A 19,148-nucleotide genomic window follows, 5' to 3' on the forward strand; every position below is an offset into this window, starting at 1 on the left:
CAAGCGTTGGGCCAGTGTCAGTCAGTTAAGGTCTGTCGGCTTGCCGGGGCTGCCCTGCAGCCCACGCCCGGCTTGTCGACAGCGAATGCTTCGCTGGGTCATGGCCACCGGCCAGGCAAGAATTGATCTTCCGGAGACAAGCATGTTTCGTATCTTTGAGCGCTGGCTCGACCCTTTCCCACCCGACGAGATACCTCCGCCACCCGTTGGCCTGCTGCGCTTCATGTGGGCCTGCACCCGAGGGGCGCGCGGCTACATCCTGGCACTTGCGCTGCTCAGTGCCGGGGTATCGATCTACGAAGCCTGGCTGTTCGCCTTCCTCGGCCAGGTCGTGGACCTGCTTTCGGTCTGGCAGGCCGGCGGTAACATCGGCCCCGAAGAAACCCGGGTGCTCTGGGGTATCGGCATCGTCCTGCTGGTCAGCATCGGATTGGTGGCGCTGCGCACCATGCTTCAGCACCAGGTACTGGCGATCAACTTGCCGCTGCGCCTGCGTTGGGACTTTCACCGGCTGATGCTGCGTCAGAGCCTGTCGTTCTTTTCTGACGAGTTTTCCGGCCGGGTCACCACCAAGGTGATGCAGACGGCGCTGGCGGTTCGCGATGTGTTGTTCACCCTCATCGAGATCCTGCCCGGGATCGGCGTGTACTTCATCGCGATCATCGCCCTGGCAGGTGGCTTTGCCCTGAAGCTGATGCTGCCATTCATTGCCTGGGTCGTGCTGTTCGGCCTGGCCATGCTGTATTTCGTACCGCGCCTGGGCAAGGTCGGCCAGGAGCAGGCCAACGCCCGATCATCGATGACCGGGCGGGTTTCTGACGCCTACACCAACATCACTACGGTGAAACTGTTCTCGCACGCCAACCGCGAAGCGCATTTCGCGCGCGCAGCCATGGAGGACTTCAAGCAGACCGGTTTTCGCCAGATGCGTCTGGTCAGCCAGTTCGAAATCGTCAACCAGGCGCTGGTGGTGGGCCTGATCATGGCTGCCGGTGGCTATGCCCTGTGGTTGTGGCACCAGGGCCAGGTCGGCACCGGGGCGGTGGCGGCGATCACCGCCATGGCCTTGCGTATCAACGGCATGTCGCACTGGATCATGTGGGAGATAACCTCGCTGTTCGAGAACATCGGCACCGTGCAGGACGGCATGGCCACCCTCACCCGCGGCCCCAAGGTGAAGGATGCGCCCGGCGCTACCGAACTAGTAACCAAGGGCGGCGCGGTGAGTTTCGACAAGGTCGGCTTCAACTACAACGGCGAGCGCCAGGTGCTCGACGACCTGAGCCTGCACATCCGCCCGGGCGAAAAAGTCGGCCTGGTCGGCCGCTCCGGGGCCGGCAAGTCCACCTTGATCAACCTGCTGCTGCGCTTCTACGACGTGGACCGTGGGGAAATCCGCATCGACGGGCAGAACGTGGCCAAGGTCACCCAGGACAGCCTGCGCAGCGCCATCGGCATGGTCACTCAGGACACCTCGCTGCTGCACCGCTCGATTCGCGACAACATCGCCTATGGCCGCCCCGATGCCACCGAAGCGCAGATCCGCGCCGCTGCGGCCAATGCCCAGGCCGATGGTTTCATCAGCCAGCTCAGCGACCGCCAGGGCAACACCGGTTACGACACTTTGGTGGGAGAGCGCGGCATCAAGCTGTCAGGTGGTCAGCGCCAGCGCATCGCCATTGCCCGGGTGATGCTGAAGAACGCGCCGATCCTGCTGCTGGACGAAGCCACCAGTGCGCTGGACTCGGAAGTGGAAGTGGCCATTCAGGAGAGCCTGGATGAAATGATGCAAGGCAAGACCGTCATCGCCATCGCCCACCGGTTGTCGACGATTGCCGCCATGGACCGGCTGATCGTGATGGATGAAGGGCGCATCATCGAACAAGGCACCCATGCGCAACTGCTGGCGAAGAATGGGACTTATGCGCGGTTGTGGCAGCACCAGAGCGGCGGGTTCCTGGGTGAGGACCAGGGCGTGGCCGAGGCGATGGAGTAGGCCTGTATGGGAGCGGGCCCGGCGAACACCGGCAAAGCCGGTGCCATGCGTCGACCGCCATCAGTTTTCCATCACGACGATGGACTGAGCTCAATCCTGGCCCTCAACCAAACACATGCGAAGGCCGGCGCAGCACCGGGTCGAACGGGTTGACCCGCTCGCCAATCGCCGCGGCCTCGCGCTTGAGCAGCGCTACCACGGTCGGCATGCGGTTGGGCCCCAGGCGGTCGCTGATGGTCGCCACGCTCAGGGCCGCCACCGCATGGCCGTTACGATCGAGGATCGGCACCGCCAGGCCGGCCATGCCATCGAGCACTCCGGTATTGCGCCCGGCATAACCGAGGCTGCGCACATTGTCGATTTCGGCGCGCAACATGACTTCGTCGTAATGGTGGAAATCCTTCAGCCGCGGCAGGTTGTAGCGGATCACCTCGTCGCGCTCCTCCTCCGGCAGAAAGGCCAGGATTGCCAGGCTGCCCTGCCCCACCCCCAAGGCCACACGGCCGCCGATATCACCGGTGAAGGTACGAATCGGGTATGGCCCTTCGCTGCGGTCCAGGCACACCGCATCGAACCCTGAGCGCGCCAGCAGGAACAGCGAATCGCCCAGCGAGGCCGACAGCCGCAGCAGGCTGGGGCGCACCACATCGCGCAGATTGCCGGCTTGCCCGGCCTTGGCCGCCAAGGCAAAAAAATCCAGGCTCAGCCGGTAGCGCTTGCTGGTCGCGCACTGGTCGACCATGCCTTCTTCAATCAGGCTGCGCAGCAGGCGGTGGGTCGTGGGTTGCGCCAGGCCAACCCGCTGCGCCAGTTGGCTGACCTTCTCGCCCTCGCCACCGCAATCTCCCAGCGCACGCAACACGGCGAACAAACGCGACACTGCACTGACACCTACTTCCTTGGCCTGCTCATTTCGTTTATCGGAATCCATTTTTCGTCAAACCTTAGAAAATTCCAGTCAGCGGAATAATTTCAAAATAGCTGTCACCCAGTGAAATTACCCTTTGTCGCCATCCTAATCATTGCCCTACTCTCCGGTCCATAGGGCGATATCACAACATCGGCCGCCGCCACAGCAGCGAGCGCCAACGTCCGTAAAAGCATTGCTTTTCGCCGCTGGCGCTCTGCCCACCCTGAAACTGCCGGTTGACCCCGGTTCCGTTTGCGATGGAGCACAGCCATGACCTTTCTGTTGATCGACAAGCTTTGCAAGCGCTATGGCGCCACGGAGGCAGTGGCCAGCTCGTCACTGGCCATCGAGAAAGGCGAGTTCGTCTCCCTGCTTGGCCCTTCGGGCTGCGGCAAGACCACCACCCTGCAAATGATTGCCGGCTTCGTCGAGGTCACCAGCGGCCGCATTGTCCTCGACGGCCGCGACATCACCCACGCCAAGCCGGCCAGCCGAGGCCTGGGCGTGGTGTTCCAGAGCTACGCGCTGTTCCCGCACATGACCGTGCGCGACAACGTCGCCTTCGGCCTGCGCATGCGCAAGGTGGCCAACGCCGACATAGCCCGCCGGGTCGACCAGGCCCTGGCGCTGGTGCGCCTGGACAAACATGCCGAGCGCTACCCGCGCGAACTCTCCGGCGGCCAGCGTCAACGGGTGGCCCTGGCCCGTGCACTGGTGATCGAACCGCCGGTGCTGCTGCTGGACGAACCGCTGTCCAACCTGGACGCCCACCTGCGTGAAGAAATGCAGTTCGAGATCTGCCGTATCCAGAACGAGGTCGGCATCACCACTTTGATGGTCACCCACGACCAGGCCGAGGCGCTGTCGATCAGCGACCGGGTGGTGGTGATGGAAGCCGGGCGCATTACCCAGGTCGATGACCCCTACCGCCTGTATGAACACCCGGGCACGCCTTTCATTTCCGACTTTGTCGGCAAGGCCAACCGCCTGCGCGGCGTAACCGGCCCCGGCGGGCAACCGCAGGCGGATGCCCAGGGCCCGCTGACCCTCAGCCTGCGCCCGGAAAAGATCAGCCTCGGCCCGGCCGGCAGCGGCAAGCTCGCAGGCCGCATCAGCTGCCGCTACTTCCTCGGCAGCCAATGGCTGTACAGGGTCGACACCGCCCTGGGCAACCTGGCCGTGGTGCGTGCCAACGACGGCAACACACCGCTGGATGAAGGCACACAGGTCGGCCTGGACTGGAACGATGCCCTGCTGCGGGTGCTGAACGCTGGCGAGGTGGCGGCATGAGCGCGGCAAAGCTGCGCAGCAGCGCCTGGGGCTATGGCTTGAGCAGCCCGGCGCTGCTGTTGTTCCTGGCCTTGCTGGTGGTGCCATTGGGGCTGACCGTGCTGCTGTCGTTCAACGCGTTCGACTACAGCAGCGGCATCCAGGCCGGCCAGTACACCTTCGGCCATTACCTGAGCCTGGTGACCGACACCTACTACTACGAGATCTTCTTCCGCACCTTCTGGATCAGTGCCCTGGTCACCCTGCTTTGCGTACTGATCGGCATCCCCGAGGCCTTGGTGCTCAGCCGCATGGGCGCGCCGTGGCGCTCGATCTTCCTGATCCTGGTGCTGACCCCGCTGCTGATTTCGGTGGTGGTGCGAGCTTTCGGCTGGAGCCTGCTGCTAGGCGCCGACGGCCTGGTCAACCAGGGCATCACTGCTCTCGGCGGGCAGCCGGTGAAGCTGCTGTATACGCCGTTTGCAGTGATCATCGGCCTGGTCCACGTGATGCTGCCGTTCATGATCATCCCGGTGTGGACCTCGCTGCAAAAACTCGACCCGGCTGCCGAGCAGGCTGCGCTCTCGCTGGGTGCCAGCCAGTGGACGGTGTTCCGCCGCATCGTGCTGCCACAGATCATGCCCGGCGTGCTGTCGGGGACGCTGATCGTGTTCGGCCTGGCCGCCAGCTCGTTCGCCATCCCAGGCCTGCTGGGCGGTCGCCGCCTGAAGATGGTCGCCACCATGATCTACGACCAGTACCTGGCCGAACTGAACTGGCCGATGGGTGCAACCATCGCCGTGGCCCTGCTGCTGATCAACCTGCTGGTGATGCTCAGCTGGAACCGATTGGTCGAACGCCGCTACAAACGCGCACTTGGAGTCTGAACCGATGACCCGTAACGGCCCGCTGGCCCTGTCCTTTCACGCCCTGGTGATGCTGTTCATGCTCGCCCCGCTGGTGGTGGTGTGCCTGGTGGCATTCACCCCGGAAAACACCCTGAGCCTGCCCACTGCCGGCTTCTCGCTGCGCTGGTTCAGCGCCGTGTTCGAGCGTGCCGATTTCCTCGATGCGTTCTACAACAGCCTGAAACTCGCGGCCCTGGCTGCCTCGCTGGCCACTCTGATCGCCGTGCCGGCGGGCCTGGCGATCACCCGCTACAGCTTCCCCGGCCAAGGCTTTCTCAACGGCCTGCTGCTATCGCCGATCATCATCCCCCACCTGGTGCTGGGTGTGGCCTTGCTGCGGCTGTTCGCCCTGCTGGGGGTCAATGGCAGCTTCGCCTGGCTGGTGTTCGCCCATGTCGTGGTGATTACCCCCTACGTGCTACGCCTGGTACTGGCTGCAGCCATCGGAATCGATCGCAGTGCCGAGCAGGCTGCGCAAAGCCTGGGCGCTGGCCGGGTCACGCTGTTCTGCAAGGTCACCCTGCCGATGATCCTGCCCGGTGTAGCCGGCGGCTGGCTGCTGGCCTTCATCAACAGCTTCGACGAAGTGACCCTGTCGATCTTCGTCACCTCGCCTGCCACCCAGACCCTGCCAGTGCGCATGTACGTATACGCCACCGAATCCATCGACCCGATGATGGCCGCCGTCTCGGCGCTGGTGATCGCCGTCACCGCCCTGACCATGGTCGCCCTGGACCGCGTATATGGCCTGGACCGCGTGCTGGTGGGCAAGCAATGACAAGGAACGCTCCCATGCCCCTGTTCAAGCGCGTGGCCGAACACGACCGCGAGCCTGTGCCTTTCCTGCTCGACGGCCAACCGGCCAAAGGCATGAGCGGCGATACCCTGCTGACTGCCATCCTGACCAATGCCGGGCACCTGCGCGGCAGCGACTTCAACGCCGAACCACGCGCCGGCTTCTGCCTGATGGGCGCCTGCCAGGACTGCTGGGTACGCCTGCAGGATGGCCGCCGGGTACGCGCCTGCTCGACCTTTCTGGAACCGGGCCAGTGCGTGACCCGCGACCCGGGGCGCCAGCCATGAGTGCGATCGTGATCATCGGCGCCGGCCCGGCCGGCATCCGCGCCGCGCAAACCCTCGTAGCCCACGGCCTGCGCCCGGTGCTGCTGGACGAGGCCAGCCGCGGCGGCGGGCAGATCTACCGCCAGCAGCCGGCCAATTTTCGCCGCTCGGCCAAAGCCTTGTACGGCTTCGAGGCCGGCAAGGCCCAAGCCCTGCACAACACCCTCGAGCAACTGCGCGGGCAGGTCGACTACCGCCCGGACACCCTCGTTTGGAACGCCGAGAACCAAGTGCTGGACACCTTGCAACAGGGCCACCTGGCCGACCGCCTGGCGTTCGACCGGGTGATCGTCGCCACCGGTGCCACCGACCGGGTGTTGCCGATACCCGGTTGGACCCTGCCTGGGGTCTATACCTTGGGCGCTGCGCAAATCGCCCTGAAGTTCCAGGGCTGCGCGATCGGTGAACGGGTGGTGCTGGCCGGCAGCGGGCCGCTGCTGTACCTGGTGGCCTACCAGTATGCCAAGGCCGGTGCCAGGGTCAGCGCGGTGCTCGACACCTCACCGTTCAGCGCCCAGGTGCGTGCCCTGCCACGCCTGCTTCTGCAACCGGGCACCTTTGCCAAGGGCCTGTACTACCGAGCCTGGCTGGCCCGCAAGGGTGTGCCCGTGCACCAGGGCGTGACCCTGCTGGGTATCGACGGCGAGCAACGCGCCAGCGGTGTGCGCTGGTTGAGCAATGGCCAGCAACACGACCTGCCGTGCGACGCCATGGCATTCGCCCACGCCCTGCGCAGTGAAACCCAACTGGCCGACCTGCTGGGTTGCCAGTTCGCCTGGAGCGCGCTCAACCGCGCCTGGCTACCGGTACGTGATGCCCAGGGCCGGGCCAGCAGCCCCGGCGTATACCTGGCAGGCGACGGTGCCGGCATCCTCGGTGCCGACGGTGCCGAGATGAGCGGTGAACTGGCCGCCCTGACACTGCTGGCCGACCTCGGCAAGCCCGGCAACCCGCAGCGCCGGCAGCAACTGGAAAGGCGCCTGGCCACCCTGCAGCGCTTCCGCCAGGGGCTGGAGCAGGCCTTTCCGTTTCCCGAGCAGTGGGCACGGCAAGCCCCGGACCAGCTCACCGTGTGCCGCTGCGAGCAGATCAGCGCCGGGGAAATCCGCGCCACCGTGCGTGCCGGGCACTGGGAAATCAACCGGGTCAAAGCCATGTGCCGAGTCGGCATGGGCCGCTGCCAGGGCCGCGTGTGCGGTGCTGCTGCCGCCGAGTTGATCGCCTGCGAAAGCGGTCGGGCCATTGATCAGGTCGGGCGCCTGCGTGGCCAGGCTCCGGTCAAGCCCCTGCCCTTTGGCCTGGAGATAAAACCATGAAGCTGATCGAAGTGGATGCCATCATCGTCGGCGGCGGCATCGTCGGCAGCAGCGCTGCCTTGACCCTGGCCCGCGCTGGTCGGCAAGTGGCATTGCTGGAACGCGACTTCTGCGGCTCGCATTCCAGCGGGGTCAACTACGGCGGTGTGCGCCGTCAGGGCCGCTCGTTGGCGCAGCTGCCATTGTCGATGCGCGCCCATGCCATCTGGGGGAATCTGCGCGAGTGGATCGGCATCGATGGCGAATACGCCCGCAGCGGCCACCTTAAGCTGGCACGCAGCGAAACCGACTTCGATGCCTTGAAGGCCTATGCCCAGCGTAACCAGGCTTTTGACCTGCGCCTGCAACTGCTTGAACGACGCGAACTGCGCCAGCGCTTCCCCTGGGTGGGCGATATCGCCGTCGGCGCCTCGTACTGCCCCGAAGACGGCCATGCCAACCCACGGCTGGTGTCACCGGCGTTCGCCCAGGCGGCCAGGCGCAGCGGCGCCCAGGTGCATGAGCAGTGCAAGGTGCTGGAGGTGGATCACGACGGCTACCGCTTCAGCGTACACACCAGCAGCGGCCAAGGCTTCAAGGCGCCCTGGTTGTTGAATTGCGCCGGCGCCTGGTCGGCGCAACTGGCCGAGCGGTTCGGCGAGCCGGTGCCGCTGACCGCAGCCCACCCGGCCATGCTGGTTACCGAGCCGCTGCCGCTGTTCATGACCGCCAGCACCGGGGTCGAAGGCGGCGGCATCTACGCCCGCCAGGTCGCGCGTGGCAACTGCGTGCTGGGCGGCGGGCGCGGTTTTGCCCTGACCCCGACCACCGCACGCCCGGGCCAGGCCGCAGTACTCGACATCCTGCGCAACGCCACCGAGCTGTACCCGGCACTGGCGGGCGCCCAGGCCATCCGCACCTGGAGCGGCACCGAGGGTTACCTGCCCGATGACGAACCGGTGCTCGGCCCCAGCCTGCGCCAGCCTGGCCTGCTGCATGGTTTCGGCTTTGCCGGTGCCGGCTTCCAGATAGGCCCGGCTGCCGGTGAAGCGTTGGCGCAATGCATCCTGCACGGCGCGCCGGCCCTCAGCCTGGCGGCTTTTTCCATCAACCGCTTTCAGCCCAACCACTACAAGGAAAACCTGTCATGACGCACAAGCAACGTTTGCTCGCCCTGTTCTGCACCGTGCCCGGCCTGTTCGCCTGCCTGCCCGCCATGGCCCAACCCACGCTGTACCTGGGCATGAACGGCGGCACCATGGAGCGGCTGTTCAGCGACAATATCCTGCCAAGGTTCGAGCAGGCCAACGGGGTGAAGGTGGTGATCGTTCCCGGCACCTCGGCCGACATCCTGGCCAAGGTCCAGGCCACGCCGAACAAGCCGTCGATCCATGTGATGGTGCTGGATGACGGCATCATGTACCGCGCCATCGGCATGGGCCTGTGCAGCACGCTCAAACCCAACCCGACCTTGGCCCAGTTGCCGGAAAAGGCTTTGATCAAGGACAAGGCCGCCGCAGTCAGCCTGGGCGTGACCGGGCTTGCCTACAACAGCCGCCTGTTCAAGGCCAATGGCTGGGCAGCGCCTACCTCATGGAACGACCTGGCCGACCCGCGCTTCAAGGACAAGGTGGTGTTCCAGTCGATGGCATCGTCCACCTTCGGCCTGCATGGTTTCCTGATGTACAACCGCCTGCACGGCGGTAGCGATACCGACGTCAACCCGGGCTTCGCCGCCTGGCAGAAGAACGTGGGCCCGAACGTGCTGGAGTACATCCCCAACTCGGCCAAGCTCTCGGAAATGGTGCAAACCGACGAAGCCGCGCTGTTCCCGCTCACCCCCACCCAGGTGACGGCGCTGAAGCTCAAAGGCATCCCGGTGGAGTACGCCGCGCCCAAGGAAGGTGCCGTGGTGCTCAACCAGGCCGAATGCGTCACGGCCCACAACGACCAGCCGGAGCTTGCGCAGAAGCTCGCCGAGTTCCTGCTCAGCCCCGAGGCGCAGTCGCCGGCACTGGAGCTGGGTGACCAGATCCCGTCCAACCCCAACACGCCCACCAGCGACAAGACCCGTGGCCAGGTCGAAGCCATGCAGACCTACCTGCAGACCGCCGTGACCATCGACTGGGACCAGGTCAACACCCAGCGCCCCGAGTGGAACGCGCGCTGGAACCGCCAGATCGAAAGATAAGCCGATGGCCTGGGCCGCTCCCACCCCTTTGCTTACCCTGTGGGAGCGGCTTTAGCCGCGAAGAATCCAGCGCGGTGCATGGCACCGGCTGCGCCGGTGTTCGCGGCTGAAGCCGCTCCCACAGGGTCCCGGCTAGCTCAATGAATCATGTTCAGTTCTATGAGATCCAGTTTCCCGGGAAGACGGCAACACGCCTCCAAACCCTAACACCTCAATCCAGCACCGGCCGCAACAACGCCTGCGCCTCGTACAGGGTCGGCAGATACCGCAAGCGTATTTCATCCACACTCAACCGCGAAGCATGGGTGGTGATGGTCAATGTCGCTTTCAGCCGGCCGGCCCGGTCCAGCAGTGGCACACCCAGCACGCGCATGCCGACTTCATACTCCTGGTCCACGATACAGAACCCTTGCTCCCTCACCCGCAGCAACTCCGCCTCCAGTTGCAACCGGTCCGTCTGCGTATAAGGCGTCAACCCCCGCAGCGGGTTACGCGATAAGTAGGCATCCCGTTCTCCCTCATCCAGCCAGGCCAGCCAGACACGCCCGCCGGCGGTGCAATACATCGGCACCCGCGAACCCGGCCGGATCGACAACGAGGCCACATGGCTGTAGCGGCTGCGTACCAGGTGGATGATCTCGTCACCATCACGGGTACCCACCGACACATGCTCCTGCGTCTGCCTCGCCACCTGCTCGACGATCGGCCGCAGCATGCGCGGCAATTGCGCCGAGTCCACATACGCCTGGCCGAGGCGCAGCGCCTTGGGCGTAAGCCAGTACTCACGGCTGTCGGTTTCGGCAAACCCTTCGTGCACCAAGGTCAACAGAAACCGCCGCGCGGCACTGGGGGTAAGGCCGGACAGCCTGGCCGCCTGCGGCACGCTCAGGCGCGGCTGCTCGGCGCTGAACAGCTGCATGAGCGCCAGGCCTTTCTGCAAGCCGGCGATCAAGTCACGAGGATGGATAGCGGGGGTGTTCATCTATTCGACTCGCAAGCAGGGCAAAAACAGCCGATTACCGCGATAACCGGATCAAGGATGCGATTATCGCATTAAACGCCCGATCAGCGCATTGTTGCCAACGACCCCCTTGCCTCACCCTTGGCCTCCATAACAACGCCAATAAGGAGGTCAGCATGATTCGTGGTTCCACTGAACTGGTCGCCATCGTCGGTTCGCCCATTGCCCAGGTGAAGTCCCCGGACAACTTCAACACCTGGTTCGCCAACAACAACTGCAACCTGGCCATGCTGCCCATCGACCTGCATGAGGCTGCACTGGATACCTTCGCCGGTACCCTGCGCGGCTGGCAGAACCTGCGTGGGTGCGTGGTCACCGTGCCATACAAGCAGGCCCTGGCCAGCCGCCTTGATGGCCTGAGCGAACGTGCAGCCGCGCTGGGCTCGGTCAATGTGATTCGCCGTGAGCGTGACGGTCGCCTGCTGGGCGACAACGTGGACGGCGCCGGCTTCCTCGGTGCTGCGCGCAAACATGGTTTCGAGCCGGCAGGCAAGCGGGCACTGGTGATCGGTTGTGGCGGGGTCGGCAGTGCCATTGCCTATGCACTGGGCGAGGCCGGCATCGCCAGCGTCACCCTCAGCGACCCCAGCACCGCACGCGTGGGCGCTGTTTGCGAGCTGCTCGGCAATGCCTTCCCCAAGGTCGAACTCGCCACCCGGGTCGACGGGCTGGAAGGCTTCGACCTGCTGGTCAACGCCTCCCCTGTCGGCATGGGCGGTAGCGCGGAGCTGCCGCTGCCTGCCGCCCTGCTCGCCACCTTGCAGCCCGAAACCCTGGTCGCCGACGTGGTCACCTCGCCCGAGATCACCCCGCTGCTCAACCGGGCACGCCAGGTTGGCTGCACAGTCCAGACCGGCCCGGAAATGGCCTTCGCCCAACTCGGGCACCTGGGCGCCTTCATGGGCGTCACGCCGCTGGAGATCTGAAGCCATGCCGACGCATGAACATGCGCAACACAACTTTGACCTGGTCGTGCTGGGCAGTGGCGCCGGTGGCTTTACCGCTGCCGCCACGGCCGCGCGCCATGGGCTGAAAGTGCTGGTGGTGGAAAAGGCCGAACACTTTGGCGGCACCTCGGCAATTTCCGGCGGGGCGGTGTGGCTCTACGGTACCGATCAAGCCCGCGCCGCCGGTGCGGTGGACTCCTCCGAGGCCATCCGCACCTACCTCAGGCAGGTCATCGGCGACGGCTACGATCCCGCCCTGGCCGACGCCTTCATCGAGCATGGCCACCAGGCGCTGCGCTGGCTGGAGCAGAACACCGAACTGCGCTATGCCCTGCGCCCGCACTCGCCGGACTATTATCCGGACGCCCCGGGTGCCACCCAGTTTGGCCGGGCGCTGGAAATGGTCGAGTACGACGGCAAGCAGCTCGGGCAGCACTTCAAGAACCTGAAGATGCCGCCGCCCGGCATGCTGCTGTTTGGCGGCATGATGGTCAACCGCGTGGATATCCAGCATTTTCTCAGTATCCGCCGCTCGCCCCGGTCGCTGTGGCATTGCCTGAAGCTGATGGCGCGTTATGCGCGGGACCGCCTGAGCCACCCGCGCGGCACGCGGCTTACCACCGGCAACGCCTTGATCGCCCGCCTGGCCAGCAGCGCCTTCGCCCATGGCACGCAGCTGTGGTTACGCAGCGAAGCCCTGGAACTGATCGTCGAACGCGGCGTGGTCACCGGCGTGGTGGTGCAACGCGAAGGGCGCCGTGAGCGGGTGCTGGCGCGGGGCGGAGTGGTGTGCGCCATGGGCGGGTTCGCTGCAGGCGCGCTCGCCGACAGCTACCGGCCGGCCCGGCAAGCGCCGCACCTGACCATGTCACCGCCCACCAATGACGGCGCTGCCCTGCGCCTTGGCCAAGCCGTGGCCGCGGCCCAGGGCGAAGGCCTGGTGGCCAACTTCTTCTGGGCACCGGTTTCCGAATTGCGGCATGCCAGTGGCGAGCATGAACGCTTCCCGCACCTGGTCACCGACCGCGCCAAACCAGGCGTGATCGCGGTGAGCCCGGACGGGCGACGCTTCGTCAACGAATCCGATTCCTACCACCACTTCGTGCAGACCATGTTCGCCAAAGGCATCGCCAGCTGCTGGCTGGTCTGCGACGCCGAGGCGATGAACCGCTACGGCCTGGGCCTGGCGCGGCCAAAGCCGGTGGACAACCAGGCATTGATCGACGCCGGCTACCTGTACCGCGCCGCAACAGCGCAGGCCCTGGCCAAGGCCATTGGCGTCGACCCACAGGTGTTCATGCAGACCCTGGAGCAGTTCAACGCCGACGCACGCAACGGCATCGACCGCGCGTTCGGCAAAGGCGGCAACAGCTACAACCGCTACATGGGCGACCCACAACACATGCCCAACCCATGCCTCGCGCCGCTGACCAGCGGCCCGTTCTACGCCATCCGCATCCACACCGGCGACCTCGGTTCGGCCTGCGGGCTGGTGACCAACGCTCAAGCCAACGTGCTGAACCGCGATGGCCAGCCGATTGCCGGGCTGTATGCAGTCGGCAACGACATGAACTCACTGATGAAAGGCACCTACCCTGGCCCCGGTATCACCCTGGGCCCTGCCCTCACCTTCGGCTGGCTCGCTGCCAACCACATCGCCGCGCGCCTGCAGGCGCCAACCACCCACATGGAGACTCCAGCATGTACTACGAACTGAGAACCTACACCCTCGACCCACTGAAAATGGCCGACTGGCTGAGCCTGTACCAAAGCCACGCGCTGGAGGTGCAACGCGAGCACCTGGGTAACCTGGTCGGCTTTTTCACCAGCGAGTTCGGCGAAGTCAACCAGGTGGTGCATGTCTGGGGCTATGCCAGCCTCGACGAACGCATGGCACGCCGCGCAGCCATGGCAGCGGACCCGCGTTGGGCAGAGTTTTCAAGGCGCAACCGCGAGTTGGGCGCGGTGTTGCACTTGCAGTCACGCCTGCTGCGGCCCACCGGTTTTTCGCCGCTGCAGTAAAACCTCTTCCTCCTACGCCTGAGCGGACCCCAACATGCAACCCCTCGAATGTGACGTACTCGTCATCGGCTCCGGCGCCTCTGGCCTGGCTGCCGCCGTTACTGCCGCCCATCACGGCCTGCAGGTGATCGTCGCGGAAAAAGCCAGCCAGTTGGGCGGCACCAGCGCCTGGTCGGGGGGCTGGCTGTGGATACCGCGCAACCCGCTGGCCATTGCCGAAGGCATCGTCGAGACCGACGATGCCCCGGAGCGCTACCTGCGTGAGCAAACCCACGTCAGCGAACTGGACCCGCGCCAGCGCGCCTTCCTGCACCATGGCCCGGAGATGGTGGCGTTCTTCCAGCAACATACCGCCGTACAGTTCCAGTGCGGCAGCCGCATGCCCGACATGCGCGAAGGCGACGGCAGCGCGCGCGGTGGCCGATCGCTGTGTGCGCTGCCATACGACGGGCGCCTGCTCGGGCCCTGGCTGCACAAGCTGCGCCCACCGCTGGACATCGTCAGCCTGGCCGGCATGGGCATTGCCGGCGGCGCCGACATGGCCGCCTTCTTCAACGCCACGCGCTCGCCCGCGGCCGCGCTGCATGTGGGCAAACGCCTGCTGCGCCATGGTCGCGACCTGCTGCTGCACCGGCGCGGCCTGCACCTGGTCAATGGCAATGCCCTGGTGGCACGGCTGCTGCGCAGCGCCCTGGACCTTGGCGTGACGCTCCTGACCGACAAGCCGGCCAGTCGCCTGCTGGGCGATGGCCGGGTCAGCGGCGCACAGTTTGCCGATGGCCAGATGATCAACGCCCGCCGCGGTGTGGTTTTGGCCTGCGGTGGCTTTGCGCATGATCGCCAGCGCATCGCGCAACTGATGCCGCATGCGCCGGAAGGTACCCAGCATTACTCCGCAGCCCCCAGGGAAAACAGCGGTGACGGCCTGCGCCTGGGCGAACAGGCCGGTGGCCTGGTCCAGGTGACTGCGCCCCATGCGGGTGCCTGGGCACCTGTGTCGCGGGTGCCGCGCAGCGATGGCAGTTTCGGCCATTTCCCGCACTTGATCGATCGTGCCAAGCCCGGTTTCATCGCCGTGCGCCGCGATGGCCGGCGCTTCGTCAACGAGGCAGATTGCTACCACGACTTCATGAACGCGCTGTTCGCCGCCACCCCGCAGGGGGAAGCGCCGGAAGCATGGCTGATCTGCGACCATGCCGCGCAACGTCGCTATGGTATCGGCTGGGCCAAGCCCTTCCCTTTCCCCACCCGCCACTATCAACGCTGCGGTTACCTGCACAGCGGTCGCACGCTGGAGGAACTGGCGCAGCGCTGCGGGATCGACGCCGCGCAGTTGCAGCGCACGGTGAACGGTTTCAACCGCCATGCAGCCCAGGGTGAAGATCCGGTTTTCCGGCGTGGTGTATCGGCCTACAACCGTGCCCAAGGCGAGCCGCTGCAAGCCCCCAATCCATCGCTGCGGCCACTGCTGCACGGTCCGTTCCACGCAGTGAAACTGTTGCCGGGCAGCCTGGGTACCTTCGCCGGCCTGGGCACGGATGCCTCGGCCCGGGTACTGGACCGCCATGCGCGGCCGATCCCCGGGTTGCATGCGGTGGGCAACGACATGGACAGTGTGATGGGCGGGCATTACCCGAGTGGCGGTATTACCTTGGGGCCGGGGATGACATTCGGTTATCTGGCCGCAAGAGCGTTGAGTACCTTGACCACCTGAGTTTACGTTGCCCCTTGCTTCGCCCGCAGGCCCAACGCAAACGTTCGGTAACCGAACACTAGCCCCTACCTCGAATTGACGCTGCCGCCTCCACTGCTCACCATGCACCGGCCTTGCGTGCCCCCTGCCTGGGACTTGGTCACGCACCTGTAGCACCGCAGCTAATACAATTTCAAGAAACGAGCAGTCTATGAACCACTCCAAGATCACCCCCGCCGCCCCCCGGATGCACCAGGGTTCGATCGGCGACAAGCTTCGCGGCGCCTTCGGCGTCGGCAAGACCCGTTGGGGCATGCTCGCCCTGGTGTTCTTCGCCACCACCCTGAACTACATCGACCGTGCCGCGCTCGGCATCATGCAGCCCGTCCTGGCCAAGGAAATGGGCTGGACGGCCATGGACTACGCCAACATCAACTTCTGGTTCCAGGTCGGCTACGCGGTCGGCTTCCTGCTGCAAGGCCGGCTGATCGACAAGGTCGGGGTAAAACGCGCGTTCTTCTTCGCCGTGCTGCTGTGGAGCCTGGCCACCGGCGCTCACGGCCTGGCCACCTCGGCGGCTGGCTTCATGGTCTGCCGCTTCATCCTCGGCCTGACCGAGGCCGCCAACTACCCGGCCTGCGTGAAGACCGTGCGCCTGTGGTTCCCGGCTGGCGAACGAGCCATCGCTACCGGCCTGTTCAACGCCGGCACCAACGTCGGTGCCATGGTCACCCCCGCCCTGCTGCCGCTGATTCTGGCTGTGTGGGGCTGGCAGGCCGCGTTCATCGCCATGGGCAGCCTGGGCCTGGTGTGGGTGGTGCTGTGGGTGCTGAAGTACTACAACCCTGAAGATCACCCGCGCGTGCGCCAGAGCGAGGTGGAGTACATCCAGCAGGATGACGAGCCCGAGCCGACCCGCGTGCCGTTCAGCCACATCCTGCGCCTGCGTGGCACCTGGGCGTTCGCGGTGGCTTACGCGATTACCGCACCGGTGTTCTGGTTCTATTTGTACTGGCTGCCACCGTTCCTCAACCAGCAGTACAGCCTGGGCATCAACGTGACCCAGATGGGTATCCCGCTGATCATCATCTGGCTGACGGCAGACTTCGGCAGCATTGGCGGCGGCATCCTGTCGTCCTGGCTCATCGGCCGTGGCGTGCGCGCTACCACGGCGCGGCTGGTGTCGATGCTGATCTTCGCCTGCACCATGGTCAGCGTCATCTTTGCCGCCAACGCCAGTGGCCTGTGGGTCGCGGTGGCGGCCATCTCGCTGGCGGTGGGCGCACACCAGGCATGGACGGCGAATATCTGGAGCCTGGTGATGGACTACACGCCCAAGCACCTGGTGAGCACGGTGTTCGGTTTCGGCAGCATGTGCGCTGCGATTGGCGGGATGTTCATGACGCAGATTGTCGGTAGCGTGCTGACCGCTACCAACAACAACTATGCCGTGTTGTTCACCATGATCCCGGCGATGTACTTCCTGGCGCTGGTGTGGATGTACTTCATGGCGCCGCGCAAGATCGAGAGCGCCTGAACGCGCTAGCCACTTACCTCTACGGGGCCCTTGCGGGCCCTTTTTTTGGCCAGTCAGCAATCAGTAATTTGCCTGCCCGGCCTCATCGCCGGCAAGCCAGCTCCCACAGGTACAGCGTTGTTCTCGAGGTTGTCGCTGTACCTGTGGGAGCTGGCTTGCCGGCGATAGGGCCATCAGCCTCACCGCAAATCTGCAGCTCCCACAAGGCCCCTGCCAGGGCAGTGAATCATGTGCAGCTCTGTAGGAGTAGCGTGCCCGCGAACACGGGCGGTAGCCCGTGCCATGCGCCGCATTCTATAAATCAGACTCTGGCCAACACTGCCATGGCCTTCTCCAGCGCCATGCGCGCACGCTGTTCGCCGCTTACGCCCTGTTCCAGCAACTGCCGCGTGGGGATCTCCAGGCTCAACGGCACACTGGGCGGCAAGCCGCGCAGCAGGCCGACCAGGTCGGCATCGCCCTCGCCCGGGAAGCGCCGCTCGTTGCGTGCCTGGCGCAGGATCTCGTCCATGTCGGCCGGCACCGGGCCGGCAACGTCGCACAGCTGGGCATAGCGCATGCGCTGCGGCGCCAGCTGCGCCAGATCGCCCAGCGAAGAGCCGGAGCGGTTGAAGTGGAAGGCATCCACCAGCACACAACCATTGGCACGGTCAGCGTTGGCCACCACCCGCATGGCCTGGCGCAGGTCACGCACATCAGTCCAGGGCATGAACTCCAGATGCGGATGAATGCCATACCCCGCCGCCAGGTCACACAACGCAGCAAAGCGCTCGGTCAGCCGCGCTTCATCCGGGTCGTTGCCAGCCACCAGCAGCTCCGTGCCGCCCAGCTCGGCACCCACTGCCAGGATCGGTTCGAAATCGGCGACACAGGTTTCCGGCTTCAGCCGCAATATTTCGAGGTCGAGCACCCTGATGCCCGTGTCGCGCAGGCGCGCCTGGGTCTGCCGGCGCAGGCCGGCATCGTCCACCAGCGGAAAATGCTGTTCCTGCTCGGTGGCGGGCACCAGGCGCAGGCCTACGTGGCTGTACCCGGCGCGGGCTGCTGCCTCGACCATGTCCGGGGGTGGCAGCTCGAGTACCGTCAGGGCCGCCAGGGAGAAAATTCGATCAGTCATTATCGTCACCAGACAAGTCAGGCAATGTGCTCGGGCGCACAGGCCCGGCCAGTTTCCGCTGCCTGGCGGATCGCCTCGATCAGCGCCAGGGTACGGCCACCGTCGGCGGCATCGATCAGCGGCGCCTGTTCACCCCGGGCAACCCGCACGAAGTGTTGCAACTGCAAGGTCAATGCCTCGCCGGCGGGGATGCTTTCCTCGCTCTGCAACAACGGCGTGTGCCAGCCCGACCCGACCTCGGCGTAGTGCCAGCGCTTGAGTTGCGGAATGCTCAGGGCCCCTTGGGTGCCGGCCAGCAGGTAGCACGGTTGGCCATCCTGACGCGGATAGACCGGGCTTTCGCCAGAGTCCAGCTCCCAACTCCATGGCGCAGCCACCGCGTCGGAGCCAGTCAGGCTGCCCAATGCACCATTGGCAAACTGCAGTAGCACCGCGGCGCTGTCTTCGTTGGCAAAACCGCGCACATCGTTGCGGGTGAATGCCTGCACCTGCACCACCTCGCCGCACAGGTGGCGCAGCAGGTCCAGGTCATGAATCAGGTTGGTCAGCAAGAAGCCAGCGCCCGGCTCGCGTCGCCAGGGGGTTTCGAAATAGCTGTCGGGCTTTTGCAACTGCCACAGTGCGGTGACGTTGATCAGCCGGCCCAGCTTGCCGTCGGCGATCACCTGGTGAGCCTTGGCGATCAGCGGGTTGTGCCGGCGGTGATGGCCCACCAGCACCGGCACATTGTGGCGGCGCGAGGCTTCCACCAGCGCGCGGACTTCATCCAGGTGCACGCCCACCGGTTTCTCGACTAGCACCGGTACACCGACCTCGACGCAGTCGAGGGCAGTGGCGACATGCAGGTTGTTCGGGTTGGCAATGATCACTGCCTCGGGGCGCGCGTGCTCCAGCATCTGGCGGTGGTCGGCAAAACAAGGCACGCCGCATTCGGCGGCAAAGGCCTCGGCCTGGGGGCCCGGGTCGGCCACAGCGCACAGCTGGGCCTGCGGCACATTTAGCAAATGCTGGTAATGCTGGCGGCCCATGATGCCGGCGCCGATCAAGGCAATACGTAGGGGTGCGTTCAACAGCCTGTCCTCTTGTCATTGTTGTAATGCAGTTTCCGGAACTAAATTCC

The 19,148-nt window shown here is 65.4% G+C and carries 17 protein-coding genes; 13 read left to right on the forward strand and 4 right to left on the reverse strand.

Annotated features, from left to right (window positions below; genetic code table 11):
* Positions 1-142: 142 nt before the first annotated feature.
* Positions 143-1,996 carry an ABC transporter ATP-binding protein gene (locus tag IRZ77_RS09535; protein ID WP_196173400.1) on the forward strand — a complete coding sequence of 618 codons (1,854 nt, stop codon included), beginning with the start codon at positions 143-145 and terminating at the stop codon, positions 1,994-1,996.
* A 103-nt stretch (positions 1,997-2,099) separates the two neighbouring features.
* On the opposite strand, the gene IRZ77_RS09540 is transcribed toward IRZ77_RS09535, so the two are convergent.
* The gene (locus IRZ77_RS09540) at positions 2,100-2,927 is read right to left on the reverse strand and encodes an IclR family transcriptional regulator (RefSeq protein ID WP_039613319.1); all 828 of its coding nucleotides are present in this window, start codon (positions 2,925-2,927) and stop codon (positions 2,100-2,102) included.
* Between the two features lie 249 nt (positions 2,928-3,176).
* Between IRZ77_RS09540 and IRZ77_RS09545 the strand changes: the two genes are divergently transcribed.
* The 7 genes from IRZ77_RS09545 to IRZ77_RS09575 are packed head-to-tail and all read left to right on the forward strand — an operon-like array spanning position 3,177 to position 9,691.
* Positions 3,177-4,196 carry an ABC transporter ATP-binding protein gene (locus IRZ77_RS09545; RefSeq protein WP_085601379.1) on the forward strand — a complete coding sequence of 340 codons (1,020 nt, stop codon included), beginning with the start codon at positions 3,177-3,179 and terminating at the stop codon, positions 4,194-4,196.
* On the forward strand, positions 4,193-5,062 hold the full coding sequence (locus IRZ77_RS09550) for an ABC transporter permease (RefSeq protein WP_046613946.1): 870 nt from the start codon (positions 4,193-4,195) through the stop codon (positions 5,060-5,062). Before IRZ77_RS09545 ends, IRZ77_RS09550 begins: the two co-directional genes overlap by 4 nt.
* Before the next feature lie 4 nt (positions 5,063-5,066).
* Positions 5,067-5,861, forward strand: coding sequence for an ABC transporter permease (locus IRZ77_RS09555; RefSeq protein ID WP_025339622.1), 795 nt, complete (start codon positions 5,067-5,069; stop codon positions 5,859-5,861).
* A gap of 14 nt (positions 5,862-5,875) precedes the next feature.
* Positions 5,876-6,166 carry a (2Fe-2S)-binding protein gene (locus tag IRZ77_RS09560; protein ID WP_024086802.1) on the forward strand — a complete coding sequence of 97 codons (291 nt, stop codon included), beginning with the start codon at positions 5,876-5,878 and terminating at the stop codon, positions 6,164-6,166.
* Complete coding sequence (locus IRZ77_RS09565; RefSeq protein WP_196173402.1) at positions 6,163-7,521, forward strand: FAD/NAD(P)-dependent oxidoreductase; 1,359 nt, start codon at positions 6,163-6,165, stop codon at positions 7,519-7,521. Before IRZ77_RS09560 ends, IRZ77_RS09565 begins: the two co-directional genes overlap by 4 nt.
* On the forward strand, positions 7,518-8,651 hold the full coding sequence (locus IRZ77_RS09570) for an NAD(P)/FAD-dependent oxidoreductase (RefSeq protein WP_196173405.1): 1,134 nt from the start codon (positions 7,518-7,520) through the stop codon (positions 8,649-8,651). Before IRZ77_RS09565 ends, IRZ77_RS09570 begins: the two co-directional genes overlap by 4 nt.
* Positions 8,648-9,691 (forward strand): ABC transporter substrate-binding protein, encoded by a 1,044-nt coding sequence (locus tag IRZ77_RS09575; protein ID WP_196173407.1) that lies wholly within the window; start codon positions 8,648-8,650, stop codon positions 9,689-9,691. The genes IRZ77_RS09570 and IRZ77_RS09575 overlap by 4 nt, the downstream gene beginning before the upstream one ends.
* Positions 9,692-9,902: 211 nt before the next feature.
* On the opposite strand, the gene IRZ77_RS09580 is transcribed toward IRZ77_RS09575, so the two are convergent.
* Positions 9,903-10,673 carry an IclR family transcriptional regulator domain-containing protein gene (locus IRZ77_RS09580; protein ID WP_196173409.1) on the reverse strand — a complete coding sequence of 257 codons (771 nt, stop codon included), beginning with the start codon at positions 10,671-10,673 and terminating at the stop codon, positions 9,903-9,905.
* 155 nt (positions 10,674-10,828) lie between these two features.
* On the opposite strand from IRZ77_RS09580, the gene IRZ77_RS09585 reads away from it, so the two are divergent.
* From IRZ77_RS09585 to IRZ77_RS09605, 5 genes are all read left to right on the forward strand, one after another.
* Complete coding sequence (locus tag IRZ77_RS09585) at positions 10,829-11,638, forward strand: shikimate dehydrogenase family protein (RefSeq protein WP_046613950.1); 810 nt, start codon at positions 10,829-10,831, stop codon at positions 11,636-11,638.
* A 4-nt stretch (positions 11,639-11,642) separates the two neighbouring features.
* Positions 11,643-13,376: an FAD-dependent oxidoreductase gene (locus IRZ77_RS09590; RefSeq protein ID WP_196173411.1), complete on the forward strand. Its 1,734-nt coding sequence runs from the start codon at positions 11,643-11,645 to the stop codon at positions 13,374-13,376.
* Positions 13,361-13,681: an NIPSNAP family protein gene (locus IRZ77_RS09595; protein WP_046613952.1), complete on the forward strand. Its 321-nt coding sequence runs from the start codon at positions 13,361-13,363 to the stop codon at positions 13,679-13,681. The genes IRZ77_RS09590 and IRZ77_RS09595 overlap by 16 nt, the downstream gene beginning before the upstream one ends.
* A gap of 34 nt (positions 13,682-13,715) precedes the next feature.
* Positions 13,716-15,395: an FAD-dependent oxidoreductase gene (locus IRZ77_RS09600; RefSeq protein ID WP_108480517.1), complete on the forward strand. Its 1,680-nt coding sequence runs from the start codon at positions 13,716-13,718 to the stop codon at positions 15,393-15,395.
* 226 nt (positions 15,396-15,621) lie between these two features.
* Positions 15,622-16,911, forward strand: a complete 1,290-nt coding sequence (locus tag IRZ77_RS09605; RefSeq protein ID WP_408003933.1) for an MFS transporter — start codon at positions 15,622-15,624, stop codon at positions 16,909-16,911.
* 301 nt (positions 16,912-17,212) lie between these two features.
* Here IRZ77_RS09605 and IRZ77_RS09610 read toward each other — a convergent pair whose 3' ends face one another.
* The gene (locus tag IRZ77_RS09610; protein ID WP_108480518.1) at positions 17,213-18,028 is read right to left on the reverse strand and encodes a sugar phosphate isomerase/epimerase family protein; all 816 of its coding nucleotides are present in this window, start codon (positions 18,026-18,028) and stop codon (positions 17,213-17,215) included.
* A gap of 17 nt (positions 18,029-18,045) precedes the next feature.
* Positions 18,046-19,098, reverse strand: coding sequence for a Gfo/Idh/MocA family protein (locus IRZ77_RS09615; protein ID WP_085601369.1), 1,053 nt, complete (start codon positions 19,096-19,098; stop codon positions 18,046-18,048).
* Positions 19,099-19,148 lie beyond the last annotated feature (50 nt).

The organism is Pseudomonas pudica, assembly GCF_015680405.1.
Lineage (GTDB): Bacteria > Pseudomonadota > Gammaproteobacteria > Pseudomonadales > Pseudomonadaceae > Aquipseudomonas > Aquipseudomonas pudica.